Origin of the sequence: Parafannyhessea sp. LCP19S3_B1 (assembly GCF_052121955.1) — a bacterium.
Lineage (GTDB): Bacteria > Actinomycetota > Coriobacteriia > Coriobacteriales > Atopobiaceae > Parafannyhessea.
In genome coordinates this window covers 1-15,188 of sequence record NZ_JBQKDH010000013.1, presented here as the reverse complement: position 1 = coordinate 15,188, position 15,188 = coordinate 1, and the positions used below count along the sequence as shown (strand labels likewise).

General features: G+C 69.4%; 12 protein-coding genes. 3 read left to right on the top strand and 9 right to left on the bottom strand.

Annotation, left to right across the window (positions count from 1 at the left end; genetic code table 11):
* Positions 1–6: 6 nt before the first annotated feature.
* From ACTQWE_RS08185 to ACTQWE_RS08150, 8 genes are all read right to left on the bottom strand, one after another.
* Complete coding sequence (locus ACTQWE_RS08185; protein WP_441857135.1) at positions 7–615, bottom strand: hypothetical protein; 609 nt, start codon at positions 613–615, stop codon at positions 7–9.
* Between the two features lie 71 nt (positions 616–686).
* The gene (locus ACTQWE_RS08180; RefSeq protein ID WP_441857137.1) at positions 687–2,063 is read right to left on the bottom strand and encodes a replication-associated recombination protein A; all 1,377 of its coding nucleotides are present in this window, start codon (positions 2,061–2,063) and stop codon (positions 687–689) included.
* Positions 2,064–2,071: 8 nt separating this feature from the next.
* Positions 2,072–3,334, bottom strand: coding sequence for a deoxyguanosinetriphosphate triphosphohydrolase family protein (locus ACTQWE_RS08175; RefSeq protein WP_441857139.1), 1,263 nt, complete (start codon positions 3,332–3,334; stop codon positions 2,072–2,074).
* 82 nt (positions 3,335–3,416) lie between these two features.
* Positions 3,417–5,285 carry a GDSL-type esterase/lipase family protein gene (locus tag ACTQWE_RS08170; RefSeq protein WP_441857141.1) on the bottom strand — a complete coding sequence of 623 codons (1,869 nt, stop codon included), beginning with the start codon at positions 5,283–5,285 and terminating at the stop codon, positions 3,417–3,419.
* A 51-nt stretch (positions 5,286–5,336) separates the two neighbouring features.
* Positions 5,337–5,855, bottom strand: coding sequence for a DNA-deoxyinosine glycosylase (locus ACTQWE_RS08165; RefSeq protein WP_441857143.1), 519 nt, complete (start codon positions 5,853–5,855; stop codon positions 5,337–5,339).
* Positions 5,856–5,858: 3 nt separating this feature from the next.
* A complete protein-coding gene (locus ACTQWE_RS08160; protein WP_441857145.1) occupies positions 5,859–6,710 on the bottom strand; it encodes a metallophosphoesterase in 852 nt (283 codons plus the stop codon).
* 77 nt (positions 6,711–6,787) lie between these two features.
* A complete protein-coding gene (locus ACTQWE_RS08155) occupies positions 6,788–7,300 on the bottom strand; it encodes a very short patch repair endonuclease (protein ID WP_441857147.1) in 513 nt (170 codons plus the stop codon).
* Positions 7,301–7,307: 7 nt separating this feature from the next.
* Positions 7,308–8,294, bottom strand: a complete 987-nt coding sequence (locus tag ACTQWE_RS08150) for a hypothetical protein (RefSeq protein WP_441857149.1) — start codon at positions 8,292–8,294, stop codon at positions 7,308–7,310.
* A gap of 314 nt (positions 8,295–8,608) precedes the next feature.
* Between ACTQWE_RS08150 and ACTQWE_RS08145 the strand changes: the two genes are divergently transcribed.
* Positions 8,609–9,844, top strand: coding sequence for an MFS transporter (locus ACTQWE_RS08145; RefSeq protein ID WP_441857151.1), 1,236 nt, complete (start codon positions 8,609–8,611; stop codon positions 9,842–9,844).
* A 6-nt stretch (positions 9,845–9,850) separates the two neighbouring features.
* Here the strand turns inward: ACTQWE_RS08145 and ACTQWE_RS08140 are convergent, their stop codons facing one another.
* Complete coding sequence (locus tag ACTQWE_RS08140) at positions 9,851–10,723, bottom strand: HAD family hydrolase (RefSeq protein WP_441857153.1); 873 nt, start codon at positions 10,721–10,723, stop codon at positions 9,851–9,853.
* 217 nt (positions 10,724–10,940) lie between these two features.
* On the opposite strand from ACTQWE_RS08140, the gene ACTQWE_RS08135 reads away from it, so the two are divergent.
* Both ACTQWE_RS08135 and ACTQWE_RS08130 read left to right on the top strand, forming a co-directional pair.
* On the top strand, positions 10,941–13,892 hold the full coding sequence (locus ACTQWE_RS08135) for a VWA-like domain-containing protein (RefSeq protein ID WP_441921572.1): 2,952 nt from the start codon (positions 10,941–10,943) through the stop codon (positions 13,890–13,892).
* A 61-nt stretch (positions 13,893–13,953) separates the two neighbouring features.
* Positions 13,954–15,188: AAA family ATPase (locus ACTQWE_RS08130; RefSeq protein ID WP_441921570.1), on the top strand; the 1,235-nt coding region annotated here is incomplete at its 3' end.

Below are 15,188 nucleotides of genomic sequence, written 5' to 3'. Positions count from 1 at the left end.
TCTCCCCTACTCGGACGCGTTCGCGTCGCGCTCGTCCTTCTCGTCCGTCGCCTTCGCAGCGGCCCCTCCGACCTCGCCGTACGTGACGTAGCCGGTGCCGCCGTGGGACTGCTCCTCCGGGGTCGTCTCGGGCGCGGGCGGCTCGTCGGCCTTGGGCGCCTCTATGGCGGCCGCGCCGTCGCCCCTCTTCAGGTGGTGGGCGCCTGGCGCCTGCGGCACGCCGGTGATCTTGGACACGATCCCGCTTGCCGCGTCTGCGGCGGCGTTCGTCACCTGGTTCACGACGTCGGTTACGCCGGCCGCCGTCCCGGAGACCGTCGAGACGTCGCCCAGGATGCCGTTCACCTTGCGCAGGCCCTCGTTCGCCTCGTCCAGCGCGACCGAGGCCTTCGCCACGATGGGGTCCACCTGCTTCAGGCTGGGCTGGAGGTCGTCCATGGCGCCGTCCAGCTTCGCGATCACGGGCTGGACCTGCTCTATGGTCTCGTTCGCCGCACGCGTGACGTCGTCCACGGCGCCGCGTGCGCGGCGTATGGTGAGCGCAAGCTCCACGACCGCCCAGATGCCCGCGACGACCAGCACGATGAGCAGGATGCTCAGGGGTGACATCTCCATTGCCTTGCCCTTCTCCCTAGGCCACGGGACCCGTCCGGCGGACCCCCATGGTACGTGTTACGTAACGAATTCTACCCATTCGCGCTGGGTTTTCCACCGTCCGTTCCCCCGGCGTCCTCCAGGTCCTGGCGGTCGCGGGCGGAGGCCTCGAGGCGCCAGGACTCCCAGCCGCGCGGGCTTGGATGGAAGAACGCGCCGCGCTCGAGGCCGTCCGGCAGGTAGCGCTGAGGCACCCAGCCGAGCGGGTAGTCGTGCGGGTACAGGTACGTTCCGTAGTCCTCGGACCCGGGCCGGTGGCGGTCGCGCAGGTAGCTGGGCACGTCGCGGCGCGGGCCGTTTCGCACCTCGGCCAGGGCGGCGTCGATGCCGGCCTCCGCGGCGTTCGACTTGGGCGCGAGCGCCACGTAGAGCGCGGCCTGCGCCAGGTTGATGCGGCACTCCGGGTAGCCGATGACCTCCGCGGACCGAAACGCGGCCTCCGCGACCAGAAGCGCCTGCGGGTCCGCGTTGCCCACGTCCTCCGACGCCTGGATCATGATCCTGCGCGCTATGAACTTGGGGTCCTCGCCCGCGTCGATCATGCGCGCGAGCCAGTAGAGCGTGGCGTCCGGGTCGCTGCCGCGCATGGACTTGATGAATGCCGAGATGACGTCGTAGTGCATGTCGCCGGCCTTGTCGTACGGCTGGCCGTGGCGCGGGTTCGCCTCGAGCACGTGCCTCGCGCCTATGGTGACGGGGTGCTCCGCGCTCGCGGCGGTTGGGTCGCCGGCGGGAAGCGCCATCTGGCTCGCGAGCTCGAGCGACGTGAGCGCGGCGCGGGCGTCGCCGCCCGCCATGGTCACGATCTCGCGCATGGCGTCGTCCTCCAGCTCGAACGCGCCCGCGAGCCCCTGGGCGTCCGTCAGCGCGCGGCGCACGATCTTCTCGATGGACGCGTCGTCCAGGTGCTCGAGCTCCACCACGCGCGAGCGGCTGATGAGCGCGGAGTTCACCTCGAAGTACGGGTTCTCCGTCGTGGCGCCCACCAGCACGACCACCCTGTCCTCCACCGCGTGCAGCAGGGCGTCCTGCTGTGTGCGGTTGAAGCGGTGGATCTCGTCCACGAAGAGTATGGTGCGCCGGCCGCCGGTGAGCAGGCGCTGCTCCGCGGCGTCGATCTCGCGGCGGAGGTCCTTCACCGTGCCCGTGATGGCGGACACCTCGACGAACTCCGCGTGCGTCGTGTTCGCGATGATGCGCGCGAGCGTGGTCTTGCCCGTGCCGGCCGGCCCGTACAGGATGACGGAGGACAGCGTGTCGTGCTCGATGGCACGGCGCAGCCAAGAGTCTGGCCCCACGGCCTGCTCCTGGCCCACGTACTCCCCGAGCGTGCGTGGGCGCATGCGGGCGGCGAGCGGCGCGTTCTGTCGGCGCACCCTGCGCTCCGACTGAGAGAACAGCGTATCCATGGCCGCCCCTACGCCCTGACGCCGTCGAAGTAGCTGCGGCTGGGGAAGATCTCGCGCGCCTTGGGGAACAGCGCCTCGCACGTGGCGACGAAGTAGTCGTCCGTCATGGCGCTGATGAAGTCGACGACGCACTGGTCCGGGTCCGACTCCCAGTCGTAGCGGCGCCCGTAGAAGGACAGCCTGCGACCGAGCGGCAGGATGTGGTGGGCGAAGATCGCGGCGGACTCGTCCCCGGCCTCGAGCGCGTTCAGCTCGTGCTCGTACAGTGCCGAGAAGAGCTCGCGCACCGGGCCCGCGAAGTCGCCGTTGACCTCGGCGGAGCCATAGATCCTCTGGTAGTTCTCGCGCTTTGCGCGCGAGAGCTCCGCGAAGCCCTCCTCGCTCATGGCGATGTACGGCTTGCCGATGCTGTTCTCCACCACGTCCGTCACGAACGCGGAGAGCGCCCACGCGTTGTAGGCGCCGCCGAGCCCGTCCTCGAAGTCCTTCTCGCCCACGAGGCCGGCTCGGATGGCGTCCTGGCGGTCCTTCCCCACGTAGGCGATGATGTCAGATATGCGCATGACGCAGCCCTCGAGCGTCATGGGGCGCAGGCGGGCGATGGTCGCGTCGCCGGACTCCCAGCAACCGTCGACCACGCGGTCGAACGTGTCGAAGTCGTTCAGGCCGCTCGTCTCGAAGCGCTGGCGCTCGAACTCGCCGTTGTGGCAGATGACGCCGTCGAGCGTCTGGAGCGAGACGTTGCGGCCCTCCAGCACGTCGAGCACGCGCACGCTCTGCACGTTGTGGCGGAACCACCTGCCCGTGCGCTCGTGGAAGACGTCGTGCAGGAAGCGCTCGCCCGCGTGGCCGAACGGCGTGTGGCCGAGGTCGTGCCCGAGCGAGATGGCCTCGATGAGGTCGAGGTTGAGCCCGAGCGCGCGGCCGATGTCGCGCGCGACGCGGCTGACAAGCTGCTCGTGGAGGCCGCGGCGGGTGAGGTCGTCGTTCTGGCGGAACGAGAACACCTGCGTCTTGCCGTTGAGGCGGTTGTACGCGGGCGTGTGCACGATCTTCTCCGCGTCGCGCACGAAGGCTGGGCGCACGCAGGTGTCGAGGTCGCGCTGGGTGACGTCGCGCCTGATGACGGCCGAGTTCTTGCAGGCGAACGGGCTGAGCCCGCCTGCGGCCGCGAGCGCGCGGACCTGGTCTGCCACCTGGGCCGAAACCTGCATGGGCATGTCCGGCGCCATGCGGTTGACCCTTGCGTCTGGCGTTTCCTGTGTTGGCATGGGGTACCTCTCTTGTTCTATGGCTCCGGATACCCTACCCCAAACGGTGGACGAGAATGCGCGCCATGCGCCATATGTGGCGTTACCGTGCATCCTGGGGCGCGCTGCCGCGCGACTGCGCCAGGAAGCACGCCTCCGTAGCGGGGAGCACCGTGAGGCCGAGCCTGCGCTGCAGCCGCACGGACGCCACGTTGTCCGGCCACACCTCGCACCACGGCGTCTGGCCGCGGTCGAGCACCTGGCAGATCTTCGCGGACTCGAGCGCGAGGGCCCAGCCGTGGCGGCGGAAGTCCTCGAACACCTCGAGCATGCCCATGGAGCCCTCGGTCTGCTCGCCCACGAAGCCCACGAGCTCGTCGCCCGCGAACGCGCCGAGCACGTCGCCCGCGCGCAGGAGCTCGAGCGTCTGCGCGTCCGTCTGGTACTCCGGGTGCGTCATCCGCTGGCGCACGGCCGAAAGGTCGGCCTCGCCAAGCGGGCGCACGGGATGGGCCGCGTCTGGCCTGGGGCGCGCCTTCTTGCGGTAGATGGCCAGGTGCACGGGTTCCTTTGCGGGAAGACCGAGCCAGCGGCCGAGGTCGTCGGCAAGCGAGGGCTCCAGGCAGAGCGTGACGGCGTCGCGCATGAGCGCGCACGCGACGTCCCTGGCAAGCTCCGGGTCCGTGGCCCACACCATCTGCATGCCGCCGGGCTCGCGGAGCGCCACGCAGCCGGGCCGTGCGCAGATGACGGTGCCGATGCCGCGGCGCAGGCACTCTGCCAGCGGAAACGTCCGGCGCGGCGTCTTTGCCAGCAGCGCCTTTGCCCGCGCGCGCAGCTCCTGCTGCGGCGTGGACGCCTGCTCCATCACGAGGCCGAGCCTGCGCGCGACCTGCCGCGACCCCGCGGGGCCCGGGTGCTCGAAGCCGTCTGCCATGAGGGCGGCGTCGTGGTCTAGCAGGCCGGCGCCGTCCACCACGCGCATGCCGCCGAAGCGCGACGCCTGCTCGCGGATGAGCTGCGGCACAACCTCGAAGCAGCTCATGCGGTGCGACGGCCACGCGTCCTCGTCGTGCCACAGCGGCGTCGCCACCCACGTGGGCACGTCCTCCCAAAGCCGCGCCACCTGCTCCAGAAACGAGCGCACGTCCCGCGTGACCAGGCGCTCGCGGCACGGCTCGTAGCGGTAGTTCGCGCCGAGCGCCACGACGATGACCGCCGGGTCTATGGTGGGCGCAAGGCCGTACAGGGTGCCCGGCTGGAACACCTGGCCGCCCACGCCCTGGTTCACGACGTCGAGCCCAAGCTCGGCCGCAAGCAGCGTGGGCCACGCGAGCGCGGGGTCGTCCACCACGAAGCCCTGCGCGATGGAATCGCCCAGCACCAAGAGGTCGCGGCGCTTCTTGACCGGCTCGACGAAGCTCCCGTTGCCCACGACGGAGCGCAGCGTGCAGCCGCGCAGGCACGGCAGCCACACGCGCACGTGGTGCGTGTCGCCCATGCCAGGCAGCTGCATGATGCCCTCCGCCGGCGCGGCAGAGGGGTCGTCCAGCGTGAACGTCACCTGGGCGTCGCCGGGCGCGGGCACGCGCACGCCAAGCGGGCGGCCGTCCACCTCGCAGGAGAGGCCGTCGTGCGTGCGCGCCTCACCGCGCGCGTCCACGTACCTCAGGACCTCGCGCGTGCCCACGGGCTCGCCGTCAAGACGCACCTCCACCGCGACCTCGGACGAGTCCGTCGTGAACTCCAGGCATACGCCGGCGGTCGCGCGGCCCATCTGCCGGTAGAGGCCGGGATGCCATGCCTGGCAGCTGCCCATGGCGCGCATCTGGTCGGCCGAGAAGCGCCACGGCCGTATCCAGCCTTCGAGCTCGGGCTCGTGGCGCACGGCCCCATGCAGAAGGTCGGCGGCGTCCGCGCGCACGAGCGCGAAGCCCGGCACCTCTCCCCTTGTCATGTCGCTCAGCCTCATCCACCAGCTCCGTCTTGCCTTGCCGCGAGGGCGCACCGCGCGCCTGCGCCCCTATTCTTGCAGATACCTTTTCACGACGCCATACGCCTCCACGAGCCTCGGCAGGCTCCAGCTGGCGTTCGCCGGGCTCGTGGACGGAAGCCTCGTGGCGGGAATGCCCAGCTCGGGCTCTATGTAGCGACAGTACAGCCTGTGCGAGGCCGCGCCGGTGCAGAAGATCGCCCGTATGGGCGCGTGGTCCAGCACGCGGGCGCGCAGGTCGTTTGGGACGGCGTCGCGTATCGATGCGTCGCTCGCACCCACGATGGTGCAGCTCCTGAGCACGTCGTCCAGGGCGAAGTGGTGGAGAAGCGCGAGGGCGCGGCACTCCTCGCGGCACGTGGGCGGCTCTTCTCCGCAGATCGCAGCCATCACGCGCCAGAAGCGGTTCTGCGGGTTGCCGTAGTGGTAGCCCACCTCGCGCGACTTCGGGCTCGGCATCGTGCCGAGCATCAGCACGCGGCTGTGCGCGTCGAACACCGGCTCCAGCGGGGAGTCCACGTGCGTCGCGGGCCCCTTGGGCGCCGCCACGCGCTACTCCCCCTCGCGCACGGGCTCGTACGTCTGCTGGCCGTCGTCCAGCCTGAGCATCAGCAGGTTGCCGAAGCCCGCGCCGCCCGCCGCGCCGCAGTCGATGTCCCAGCGGTCCGCGACGCCGCCGGTCTGGGCGCTCGCGCCCACCATCACCATGCGGCAGAGGCCGTTCTCGTCAAGCGGCAGGCGGTCCGGCAGGTCGGCCATGCCCTGCAGGTACGGCGTGGGCGTGTGGCCCGCGATCACGATGGGCCCGCGCCCGTCCGAATCCAGGAGGCCCGTTGGCTGGCCCCAGAACTCCTCGCGAATCCACACCAGGTCCTCGGGGCGCTGCGCCTCGAGCATCGCGCGCAGGTCGTCGTCGCTCCACCCCATCGCGTACGCGCCGTCGTCCGCGGCCTGGGTCGCCTCGTCCTTCTCGCCCGCGCGCTCGAACGGCACGCCCGGCCGGATGCCTGCGTGCACCATCGCGTACGGGCGGCCGGACACGAACGCGTACGCGTACAGCGGCAGGTTCGCCACCCAGTCCAGAAGCTCCACGCGCTCGCCCTCCGGCAGGGCGGAAAGGCCGTCCATCGTGGTGCCGGCGCCGTTCATCTCCCAATTCACCTGGTTCATGCCCTCGTCCGGAGCCTCCAGGTACGTGAGCATCAAGTCCTCGTGGTTGCCCATCAGCACGGTCGAGCCCGGCAGCTCGCGGCAGATGCGCAGCACCCCCACGGGGTCCGGCCCGCGGTCGATCATGTCGCCCAGCATGAATATGCGGTCGTCGTCCGCCGGCGAGACGCGCTCCAGCAGCCGCTCGAGCGTCGCCCTGTGTCCATGCACGTCCGAAAACGCATACGTCGCCATGCGTGCCCCCAAAGTCAGCCGCGGCCACCTGCCCATGCCAGCCGCCGCCAGGATCTCGTGCCCAGTAATTACAGAGTCTAGCGCCTTGCGCGCCCGCGCGCACGCCGGCGCGCCTCGTGCAGCTTCCACGGCGCCGTCGAGCCCACGTCCACGTAGCGCCCGCGCTCGCGCGGCGGCTGCGACTCGCTCAGGCGGATCTGCCTCACGAGCTCGGCCATCGTCGCATCGAAGCTCGCCTTGCGCAGCCGACACTCCCACACCACCAGCACGGTCCAGCCGTCGCTCACCAGGATGCGCGCGTCGCGCTCGTCGCGGCTCACGTTGCGCTCGAACTTCGCCGACCAGAACGCCACGTTCGACTTCGGCAGCGGCAGCGAGCAGTGCGGGCAGCGGTGCCAGAAGCACCCGTTCACGAAGATGGCGACCCTACGGCCCGGAAAGCAGATGTCCGGCCTGCCCGCCGCCTTCTTCCAGTGCAGCCTGTAGCCAGAGAGCCCCGCCTCGCGCAGGGCCTTTCTCACCTTGAGCTCCGGCTTCGTGTTCTTGCTCTTGTTTGCCTGCATCACGTGATGCGTGGCCTCGCTCACCATGCGACCGCTATGCCTCCGGCTCCGGCGCGGACGGTCCCACGGGGTCGTCGGGGTCCGCGTGCTGGCCGCTGAAGTTGAGGTTGCGCGTCAGCTCCTCCGCCTCGCGCTCGTCGAACCCGGGCGAGTAGAACGCGTCCTCCGCCCCCGCGATCTCTGCCAGCGCCGCGTCGTAGCGCTCCCAGAAGCCATCCGTCGACACGCTTCCGTCGAACGGGTTCTTCCACGCGCGGTGCGCGCGGTTGTCGAAGTCCGACGTGCGCTCCGCGCGGTCGCGGTGGGCCATCGCGCTGTACAGCGAATAGCGCTTGTGCCCCAGCCTGCGCTCCAGCGGCGCCAGCACCCGCGTCTTGCCCTGGCCCGGCGCGTAGAACAGGCGCTGCATGAGCCTGAACGACTTGACGGCGTGCGTGTAGCAGTCCTGGTCGAGCGTGCGGCTGTACGTCCAGAGGTTCATGTAGAAGTACAGCTTGTCGATGACGGCCAGCGTGGCGTCGTCCGCGCGCAGCACCTCGCGGTACGGCTTGAACGTGCGGACGGTCAGGCCGGTCTTCGCGTACAGCACCATCTCGTCCAGGTCGCGCTCGATCTCCGCGTGCACCTCGTCGCCGTCGGACCTGTCAAGGCCGCTCACGCCCGCGTCGCACAGCGCGTACTGGTATGCGTACACCAGCGGGTGCATGGACCGGTCCAGCAGGTAGTGGCACAGGAAGCCCGCCGCGTACGCGTCGCCCACCGGGCGCTCGTCGCGGGTGAGCATGGTCAGCGCGTCGCGCAGGGCGCTCAGGAGCCTGGCCGGCTTCGCGTGGTGCATGAGCCCGCCCACGCGGTTCTCTCTTCCCACAAGCGGGTCCGCCACGAGATAGAACAGCGGGTCGGGACCCTGGTTTCCCAACAGGAAGGCCTGACGCTGCTGTTGCGTGACAAACCCCCGGCTCGCCGAGACGTCGTCATAGGCATCCCTGCCAAAGAAGTCATGCGTCAAAATTGCAGGCATCCGTCATCTCCTTATGGAACGGGGCTCGCACCGTGCTCGCCCCATGCGGCCTAGTGGATAAGTATCGCAGATGCGCCGCTCCCCCACCTTGAAAAACGCAACATCGCGACGCCTCGCACGCACCACGCACACAGCGCGCACACCTTTGCGCCCGGCGACGCCGTCCGGACGCGCGCCGCAGACGCGCCACGACGTTCGTGCCCCATGCGCCGCCTGACGTACCGCTTACGGCAGCCTTTCGAAAACATTTCATAAGTTCTTCTAGAATTGCCTCGTCTATGCAAGGGGCCGGGTCCACGGAAAGGATCGCCAACATGGCAAAGCAGAAGTTCACAAGGGCCGAGAAGAGCTGGATTATGTACGACGTGGGCAACTCCGCCCTCGTCCTTCTGGCCACGAGCATCATCCCCATCTACTTCAAGTCGCTCGCGGACGGGCCGGCCCTCGTGGCGTGGAGCTACGGCGAGACCGTCGCCTCGCTCGTGATCGCGCTGCTCATGCCGATCCTCGGCAGCATCGCGGACATGCAGGGCATGAAGAAGAAGTTCGTCGTGGGAACCGTCGGCACCGGCGTCGTCGCCACGGTGGCGATGGGCTTTCCTACCGGCGCGATGGCGTTTCTCGTCATCTACGTGATCTCGTCCATCATGCTGAACACGTCCATCGTGTTCTACGACGCGCTCTTGGTGGACGCCACGACGGACGAGCGCATGGACGAGGTATCGAGCCAGGGCTACGCCTGGGGCTACATCGGCAGCTGCGTGCCGTTCATAGCGTGCCTCGCCATCGTCCTTACCAGGCCGTTTGGAATGAGCTTCCAGAACGCCATGCAGATCGCCTTCGTGATCACGGCCGCGTGGTGGGTGGCGTTCACCATCCCCATGCTGAGGGACGTCGAGCAGACGCACTACAAGCCGCGCGAGGACCACGCGATCTCGAAGGCGTTCCACGGCATCGGCGCCACGCTCAAGAAGATCTGGGCCGACAAGACCCTGCGCTACTTCATCATCGCGTACTTCTTCTACATCGACGGCGTCCACACCATCATCAAGCTCTCGACCAGCTACGGCTCCGACCTGGGCATCGACGGTACCCAGCTTGTCCTCGCCCTTCTCGTCACGCAGTTCGTGGCCTTCCCGTCCGCCATCGCGTACGGCAAGCTCGGCCGCAAGTTCGGCACGAAGACCATGCTGCTCGTGGGCATAGCGGGCTACACGTTCATCACGCTGTTCGCGGCGTTCTTCCTCAGGAGCGCCATCGAGTTCTGGTTCCTGGCCATCATGGTCGGCCTGTTCCAGGGCGGCATACAGGCGCTGAGCCGCTCCGAGTTCGGCAAGCTCTGCCCGAAGGAGCACGCGAACGAGTACTTTGGCTTCTTCGACATCTTTGGCAAGTACGCGGCCATCATGGGCACGTTCATCGTCGGCACGATGACGGCGCTCACCGGCTCCGGCTCGCTCGGCGTGTTCTCGATCGTCATCCTCTTCGTGATTGGCTTCATCATGATGCGCAAGGTCCCGGATCGCCCCGCCACGCAAGGCGAGGAGTAGCGCGTACTATCGCGGCAGAGCGTCCTCGGGAATCTCGAGCGCTCCGCCCGACCTCGCAATGGCCTCCATGACCTTCGCCACGGAGTCGTCCGCGGCGTCGCCAATGTGGTAGCGCGCCGCGCTCCGCGCGACCATGCTCGCGTTCGAGACCGCAAACGCGTGCGCGACCTCCCCCATCAGCGCCACGTCGTTCTCCGAGTCGCCAAAGAACGCAACCTCGTCGCGGGTGATGCCCAGACGCTCCAGCAGCGGCGCGAGCGCGGTGGCCTTGTTCCACCCACGCGGCAGCACGTCGAAGAACTGCGGGGACGGCCGCACGAAGTCGAACTCCGGGAAGCGCTCCCTCAGGTCGTTGCGGATGGCCCCCATGGGCTCGGCGCTCTCTCCCATGTAGGCAAACCCCGCCGTCACGATCTTCGCGTCGGGCACCCGGCCAAGTCTCCTTCCCTCGGAGACCGTAAGCCCCGTCCTTCGCCCATACGCCTCCACGTCGCGCTCCGTCGTGCCGGAAAGTATGACGTCCGCGGACGGACGACCGCCCTTCTCGCCCGTCGGCACATACACCACAAGCGCAAAGTCCGGGTTGTCCAGGCAGTACGCCTCCAGCCGCTTCAGCGCGGGCAGGTCGAGCGGACGCTCCAGCACAAGCTCGCCGTCCACGTACACCTGCTTGCCGTTCGCAAGGATGCCCGTGGCAAAGCAGCTCTCGTCACCGCCAAAGAACGGGTACAGGTCGACCGCCTCGCGCCCGGTCGCGGGGCCAAACTGGATGCCCGCGTCCCGCAGCTCGTGAATCGCCCTCACCGACCGCCGGGAAACGCGGTCGCGCCCAAACGGCTTCAGGGTCCCGTCCATGTCGCAAAGCACAAGCTTGATCATGACAATCCATTCCACGCGTCGTCGCCGCATCCGTCGGCGCCAAGGCCGCGGCCTTGCCAAACGTCACCGCCCGGCAAGTCGATGGTAGCAACGCGCGCGGCGGGCGGCGCAAGTTCACGCGGATAGCATCCGCAGGCAGCGCAAAAAGCACGATTGACCCACGTCCCCCAAGTGCTACTTTCAAAGGCAGCACAGGCGATCGGGAGGGGCGGCACCCATGCGTGACACAGACGCTCACACGGCAGGCGCGCGGCAGGGCTCACGCGTCCAGGCGCTGCTCGAGGCCGCCCGCACCGCCATCTGCGCACAGCCTCCGCGCGGGCAAGAGGCGCTGGCCGCCGTCCGTGCGCTCGCGCCTTTCGCAGAGGCCGTCTCCGCGACTGAGTCCGTCGACCTGCTCGAGCGCGCATCGGCGTTTGGTCAGGTCGACGTGGTCGACGCCGTATGGGATGCGTTCGACGGTGACTTCGCCTACACCGGCTGGGCACTCGCTCTCGCGCTGCGCTGCGCCTGCGAGGACGTGGCGCGCGACCTACTCGCCCGTGGCGTCGACCTCCTGGGGGACTTCCGCAAGCCGCGCAAGCTGCGCGCGCTCATGCCGCACGAAGGCACGTTCACGCGCTTCGACCTCACGCGCGAAAGCCCGACGCTCTTCCTCAATAACATGGACCACACCGTCTCGACGGAGGTGTTCGAGCCGTTCACCGGCGTGGAGCAGCTCGCGGGATGCCCGTACGCGCGCAAGACCAGCGTGGCGGACGCGTGCGCGTGCGTCCTTCGCCTCGCGCAGGACGGCCTGTTCGACGCGACGGTGTTCGACGACCTGTTCCGCGCCGCCGTCGTGAGGGCGTGGCACGCGCTGCGCCACCCCACGAGCCGCGACCCCAAGACTGCCGAGGCCTGCTTCGACCTCGGTCGCCGCATGCTCGCCCTCCACCGTGAGCGCGGCATGGGAGACGCGAACGTCGAGCTCGTGCTCGGCAACCTCGTCGTGCCGCGCGCGGACCGCTCCGTCGTCGGCTTCGTCTGCAAGAACGCGCCGGACGTCTTCCTCGGCCGCATGATGGCCCTCGACTGGCTGCGCGCGGACGTCGACCTCCTGCGCGCCATGGTCCCGCTGCTCAGCCCCGGCACCCCCGCGCAGAACGCGGAGCTCCTGCGCATCATGGCGGGCGCCGGCCACATGCAAGAGGTCCAGACCGTGGCCGCATGGCCCCACGCGCTCGATCCGGCAAGCGCCGACGCCGCGATCCAGGCCGCGTCCGCCGCCGGCCACGCGGAGGCCGCGACGTGGCTCCTCGCCCGCAAGCAGGGCGTGCCCGCGCACGCCGCCACGGGCGAAAAGAACGCGCGCCCCGCGGCCGCCATCGATGCCACGACCGCCGCCTTGCCGCGCCGCGCCTGCGTCCCCGCCGCGCCCGCGGCGCCCGCCAGCGCAAGCGCTCCCCCAGCCCCCACTGACCCCGCGCCAGACGCCACAGACACCCGCCACGCCGAGCGCGAGGAGCTCGCCAGCCGCGTCGTCGACCTCGCGCGCGGGCTCATCGTCGCGGAGAACCCGTTTCTCGCCTCGTCGTTTGCCCTGCTAGACCTCGAGCCCACGCACAGTGGCGCCGCGTTCTCCACAGACGGGCGCACCGTGAGCTTCGACGTCGACTACGCGCTCGCCGCGTTCACCGCCACGCGCGAGGCCCCGACCCACGACCTCATGCACGTGCTGGTCCACTGCCTCGTTCTCCACCCCTTCGTCGGCGCGACCGTCGATCGCGCCGCCTGGGACCTTGCGGCGGACATCGTGGCCGAGGCCCTCGCCGCGGAGGTCGTCGGCCCGCGCGACGACGACCGCGGCCGTCACACAGAGGCCGCGCTCGACCTCATCGAGTCCACGCTCGGCGCGCGCGTCACCACGGAGCGCCTGTACCACGCCCTGCGCCGCGGCGCGTTCCAGAACGCGCGCGCGGACTGGCAGCGCCTCTTTTTCGTGGACGACCACGCGTCGTGGTACCCCGAGGAGTCCCCGCAGCGCCCCGCGCGTCCCGGTGCGGCCGAGAAGGACGCGGACGCCTCGGGCGAGGGCGCCGGCCAGGGGTCTTCTCAGGCGAGCCAGCAGGCCGGGGACTCCCCCAAAGCCGCAGACGGCGATTCCGGCCAGGTCACCGAGCCGACAGAGCCGCAGTTCGCGGACGCCGACGATGCCGGCCCCAACGACCGCGCTCCGAAGCCGGCCGGCTCCGACTACCGCGACGGCATGTCCGACGGCGCGGACGGCCCCCGGCAGGCCATGGCCCCCGCCGACGCCGACGGCGCGGACCACGTGCCCCCGCGCGGCCCTCAGGCATCGGGCCCGCGGCAGGAAGACGCCCAACGTCCCGCGCGCCCCTCCGCGCAGGAAGCGCGCTCCTCTCGTCCAGACCTCCGCCAGACGGAGGAGGCATGGCGCCGCGAGGCGAAGTCCATCCGCGTCAACCTTCAGACGCTCTCGCGCAAGAGGGGCTCCAAGCTGGGGCGTTTCGTGGGCGAGCTCGAGGTCAGCACGCACGAGCAGGTCGACTACCGCGACTTTCTGCGGCAGTTCGCCGTGCAGAGCGAGGAGATGCGCCTTTCCGACGACGAGTTCGACTACGTGTTCTACACGTACGGGCTGTCGCTGTACGGCGACATGCCGCTCATCGAGCCGCTGGAGTACCGCGACGAGAAGCGCATCCGCGACTTCGTGATCGTGATCGACACGTCGAGCTCCGTCACGCAGGACGTGGTGCAGCAGTTCGTGAACACCACGTTCGACGTGCTCACGAGCGAGTCCAGCTTCTTCCAGAAGGTGAACGTCCACATCATCCAGGCCGACCAGCGCGTCCAGAGCGACACGAAGATCACGTCGCTCGCGGAGCTCGACCGCTGGCGGCGCAACATCAAGCTGTTCGGCTTCGGCGGCACGGACTTCCGCCCCGCGTTCACGTACGTGAACGAGCTCCTTGCCGACGGCGAGTTCGACGACCTGTCCGGACTCATCTACTTCACGGATGGCTGGGGCATCTACCCCGACCGCATGCCGCCGTACAAGACGACGTTCGTGTTCTACGACGAGGACCACCGGCCCGAGCTCGTGCCCGCGTGGGCCCTGCAGATCACGCTGCACCCGGGTGAGTTCGAGTCCATGTCCGTGTACTAGCGCCACGCGCTGGCGCCGCGCCATGCGCTACCATCGACGTAGCCAACCCAAGGGAGCGCGCATGAACATCCAGCAGGCAACCAGGCAGATAGAGGGCGCGGTCCGCGCGTACCTCAGCAAGGACGAGCACGGCATCTACCGCATTCCCACGCAGATGCAGCGCCCCATCATCATGATGGGTCCCCCGGGCATCGGCAAGACGGCCATCGTCAGCCAGATCGCGGACCGCCTCGGCGTCAACTTCGTCAGCTACTCCATCACGCACCACACGCGCCAGAGCGCGCTCGGCCTGCCGTACATCGCGCAGAGCGAGTACGGCGGCCACACGTACAAGGTCAGCCGCTACACCATGAGCGAGATCATCGCCGCCGCGTACGACGCGGTCGAGAAGAGCGGCATCCCGGAGGGCATCCTCTTCTTGGACGAGGTCAACTGCGCGTCCGAGACCCTCATGCCCGCTATGCTGCAGTTCCTGCAGTACAAGACGTTCGGCCAGCACCGCCTGCCCGCGGGCTGGGCCATCGTCACGGCCGGAAACCCGCCGGAGTACAACCGCGCCGCGCGCGAGTTCGACCCCGCCATGATGGACCGCCTGAAGCGCATCGACGTCGAGCCCGACCTCGACGTGTGGATGGACTACGCCGTCAGCCACGGCGTGCACCCCGCCATCACCACCTACCTCGCCAACAAGCCAAAGAGCTTCTACCGCGTGCGTGCGGGCGTCAACGGCGCGCGCATGGTCACGGCGCGCGGCTGGGAGGACCTCTCTCGCATGATCGTCGCGTACCGCCACGAGGGCCTGGCCGTCGACCAGGACCTCGTGGCCCAGTACCTGCAAGATCGTGAGGTCTCGGAGGACTTCGGCCTCTACCTCGAGCTCTTCAGCAAGTACGAGGACGACTACAAGGTGGACCAGATCCTCGAGGGCGTCGCGGGCGAGAAGATCCTGGCCCGTGCCTCCGGCGCGCCCTTCGACGAGCGCATCGCCCTGGTGAACCTCCTTCTGGACGCGCTGCTCCAGCGCGTCCACGACGCACAGGCGCGCGGGGATGCGCTCGAGCGGGCCGGCCGCGAGGTGGACGATGCCGCGGACGAGCTCATCGGCCCCCAGACGGCCGCCCAGGCCGCTGCGGAGCGCGTCTGCGCGAAGGCGGCCCAGGCCGCTTCGGACGCGCGCGCCAAGGGCACGGCGGACACGTCGCGCCAGCTCGTGCTCACGGAGTGCGCGGAGGCCCTGGACGACGTGAGGGCGGAGGTCGGCCGCTGGGCCCTGGGCACGGCCGCCGGCGCCCTCAC

Coding starts and splice junctions, on each gene's coding strand:
- ACTQWE_RS08185 (WP_441857135.1), bottom strand. CDS start 615: ATGGAGATGTCACCCCTGAGCATCCTGCTCATCGTGCTGGTCGTCGCG.
- ACTQWE_RS08180 (WP_441857137.1), bottom strand. CDS start 2,063: ATGGATACGCTGTTCTCTCAGTCGGAGCGCAGGGTGCGCCGACAGAAC.
- ACTQWE_RS08175 (WP_441857139.1), bottom strand. CDS start 3,334: ATGCCAACACAGGAAACGCCAGACGCAAGGGTCAACCGCATGGCGCCG.
- ACTQWE_RS08170 (WP_441857141.1), bottom strand. CDS start 5,285: ATGAGGCTGAGCGACATGACAAGGGGAGAGGTGCCGGGCTTCGCGCTC.
- ACTQWE_RS08160 (WP_441857145.1), bottom strand. CDS start 6,710: ATGGCGACGTATGCGTTTTCGGACGTGCATGGACACAGGGCGACGCTC.
- ACTQWE_RS08155 (WP_441857147.1), bottom strand. CDS start 7,300: ATGGTGAGCGAGGCCACGCATCACGTGATGCAGGCAAACAAGAGCAAG.
- ACTQWE_RS08150 (WP_441857149.1), bottom strand. CDS start 8,294: ATGCCTGCAATTTTGACGCATGACTTCTTTGGCAGGGATGCCTATGAC.
- ACTQWE_RS08145 (WP_441857151.1), top strand. CDS start 8,609: ATGGCAAAGCAGAAGTTCACAAGGGCCGAGAAGAGCTGGATTATGTAC.
- ACTQWE_RS08140 (WP_441857153.1), bottom strand. CDS start 10,723: ATGATCAAGCTTGTGCTTTGCGACATGGACGGGACCCTGAAGCCGTTT.
- ACTQWE_RS08135 (WP_441921572.1), top strand. CDS start 10,941: ATGCGTGACACAGACGCTCACACGGCAGGCGCGCGGCAGGGCTCACGC.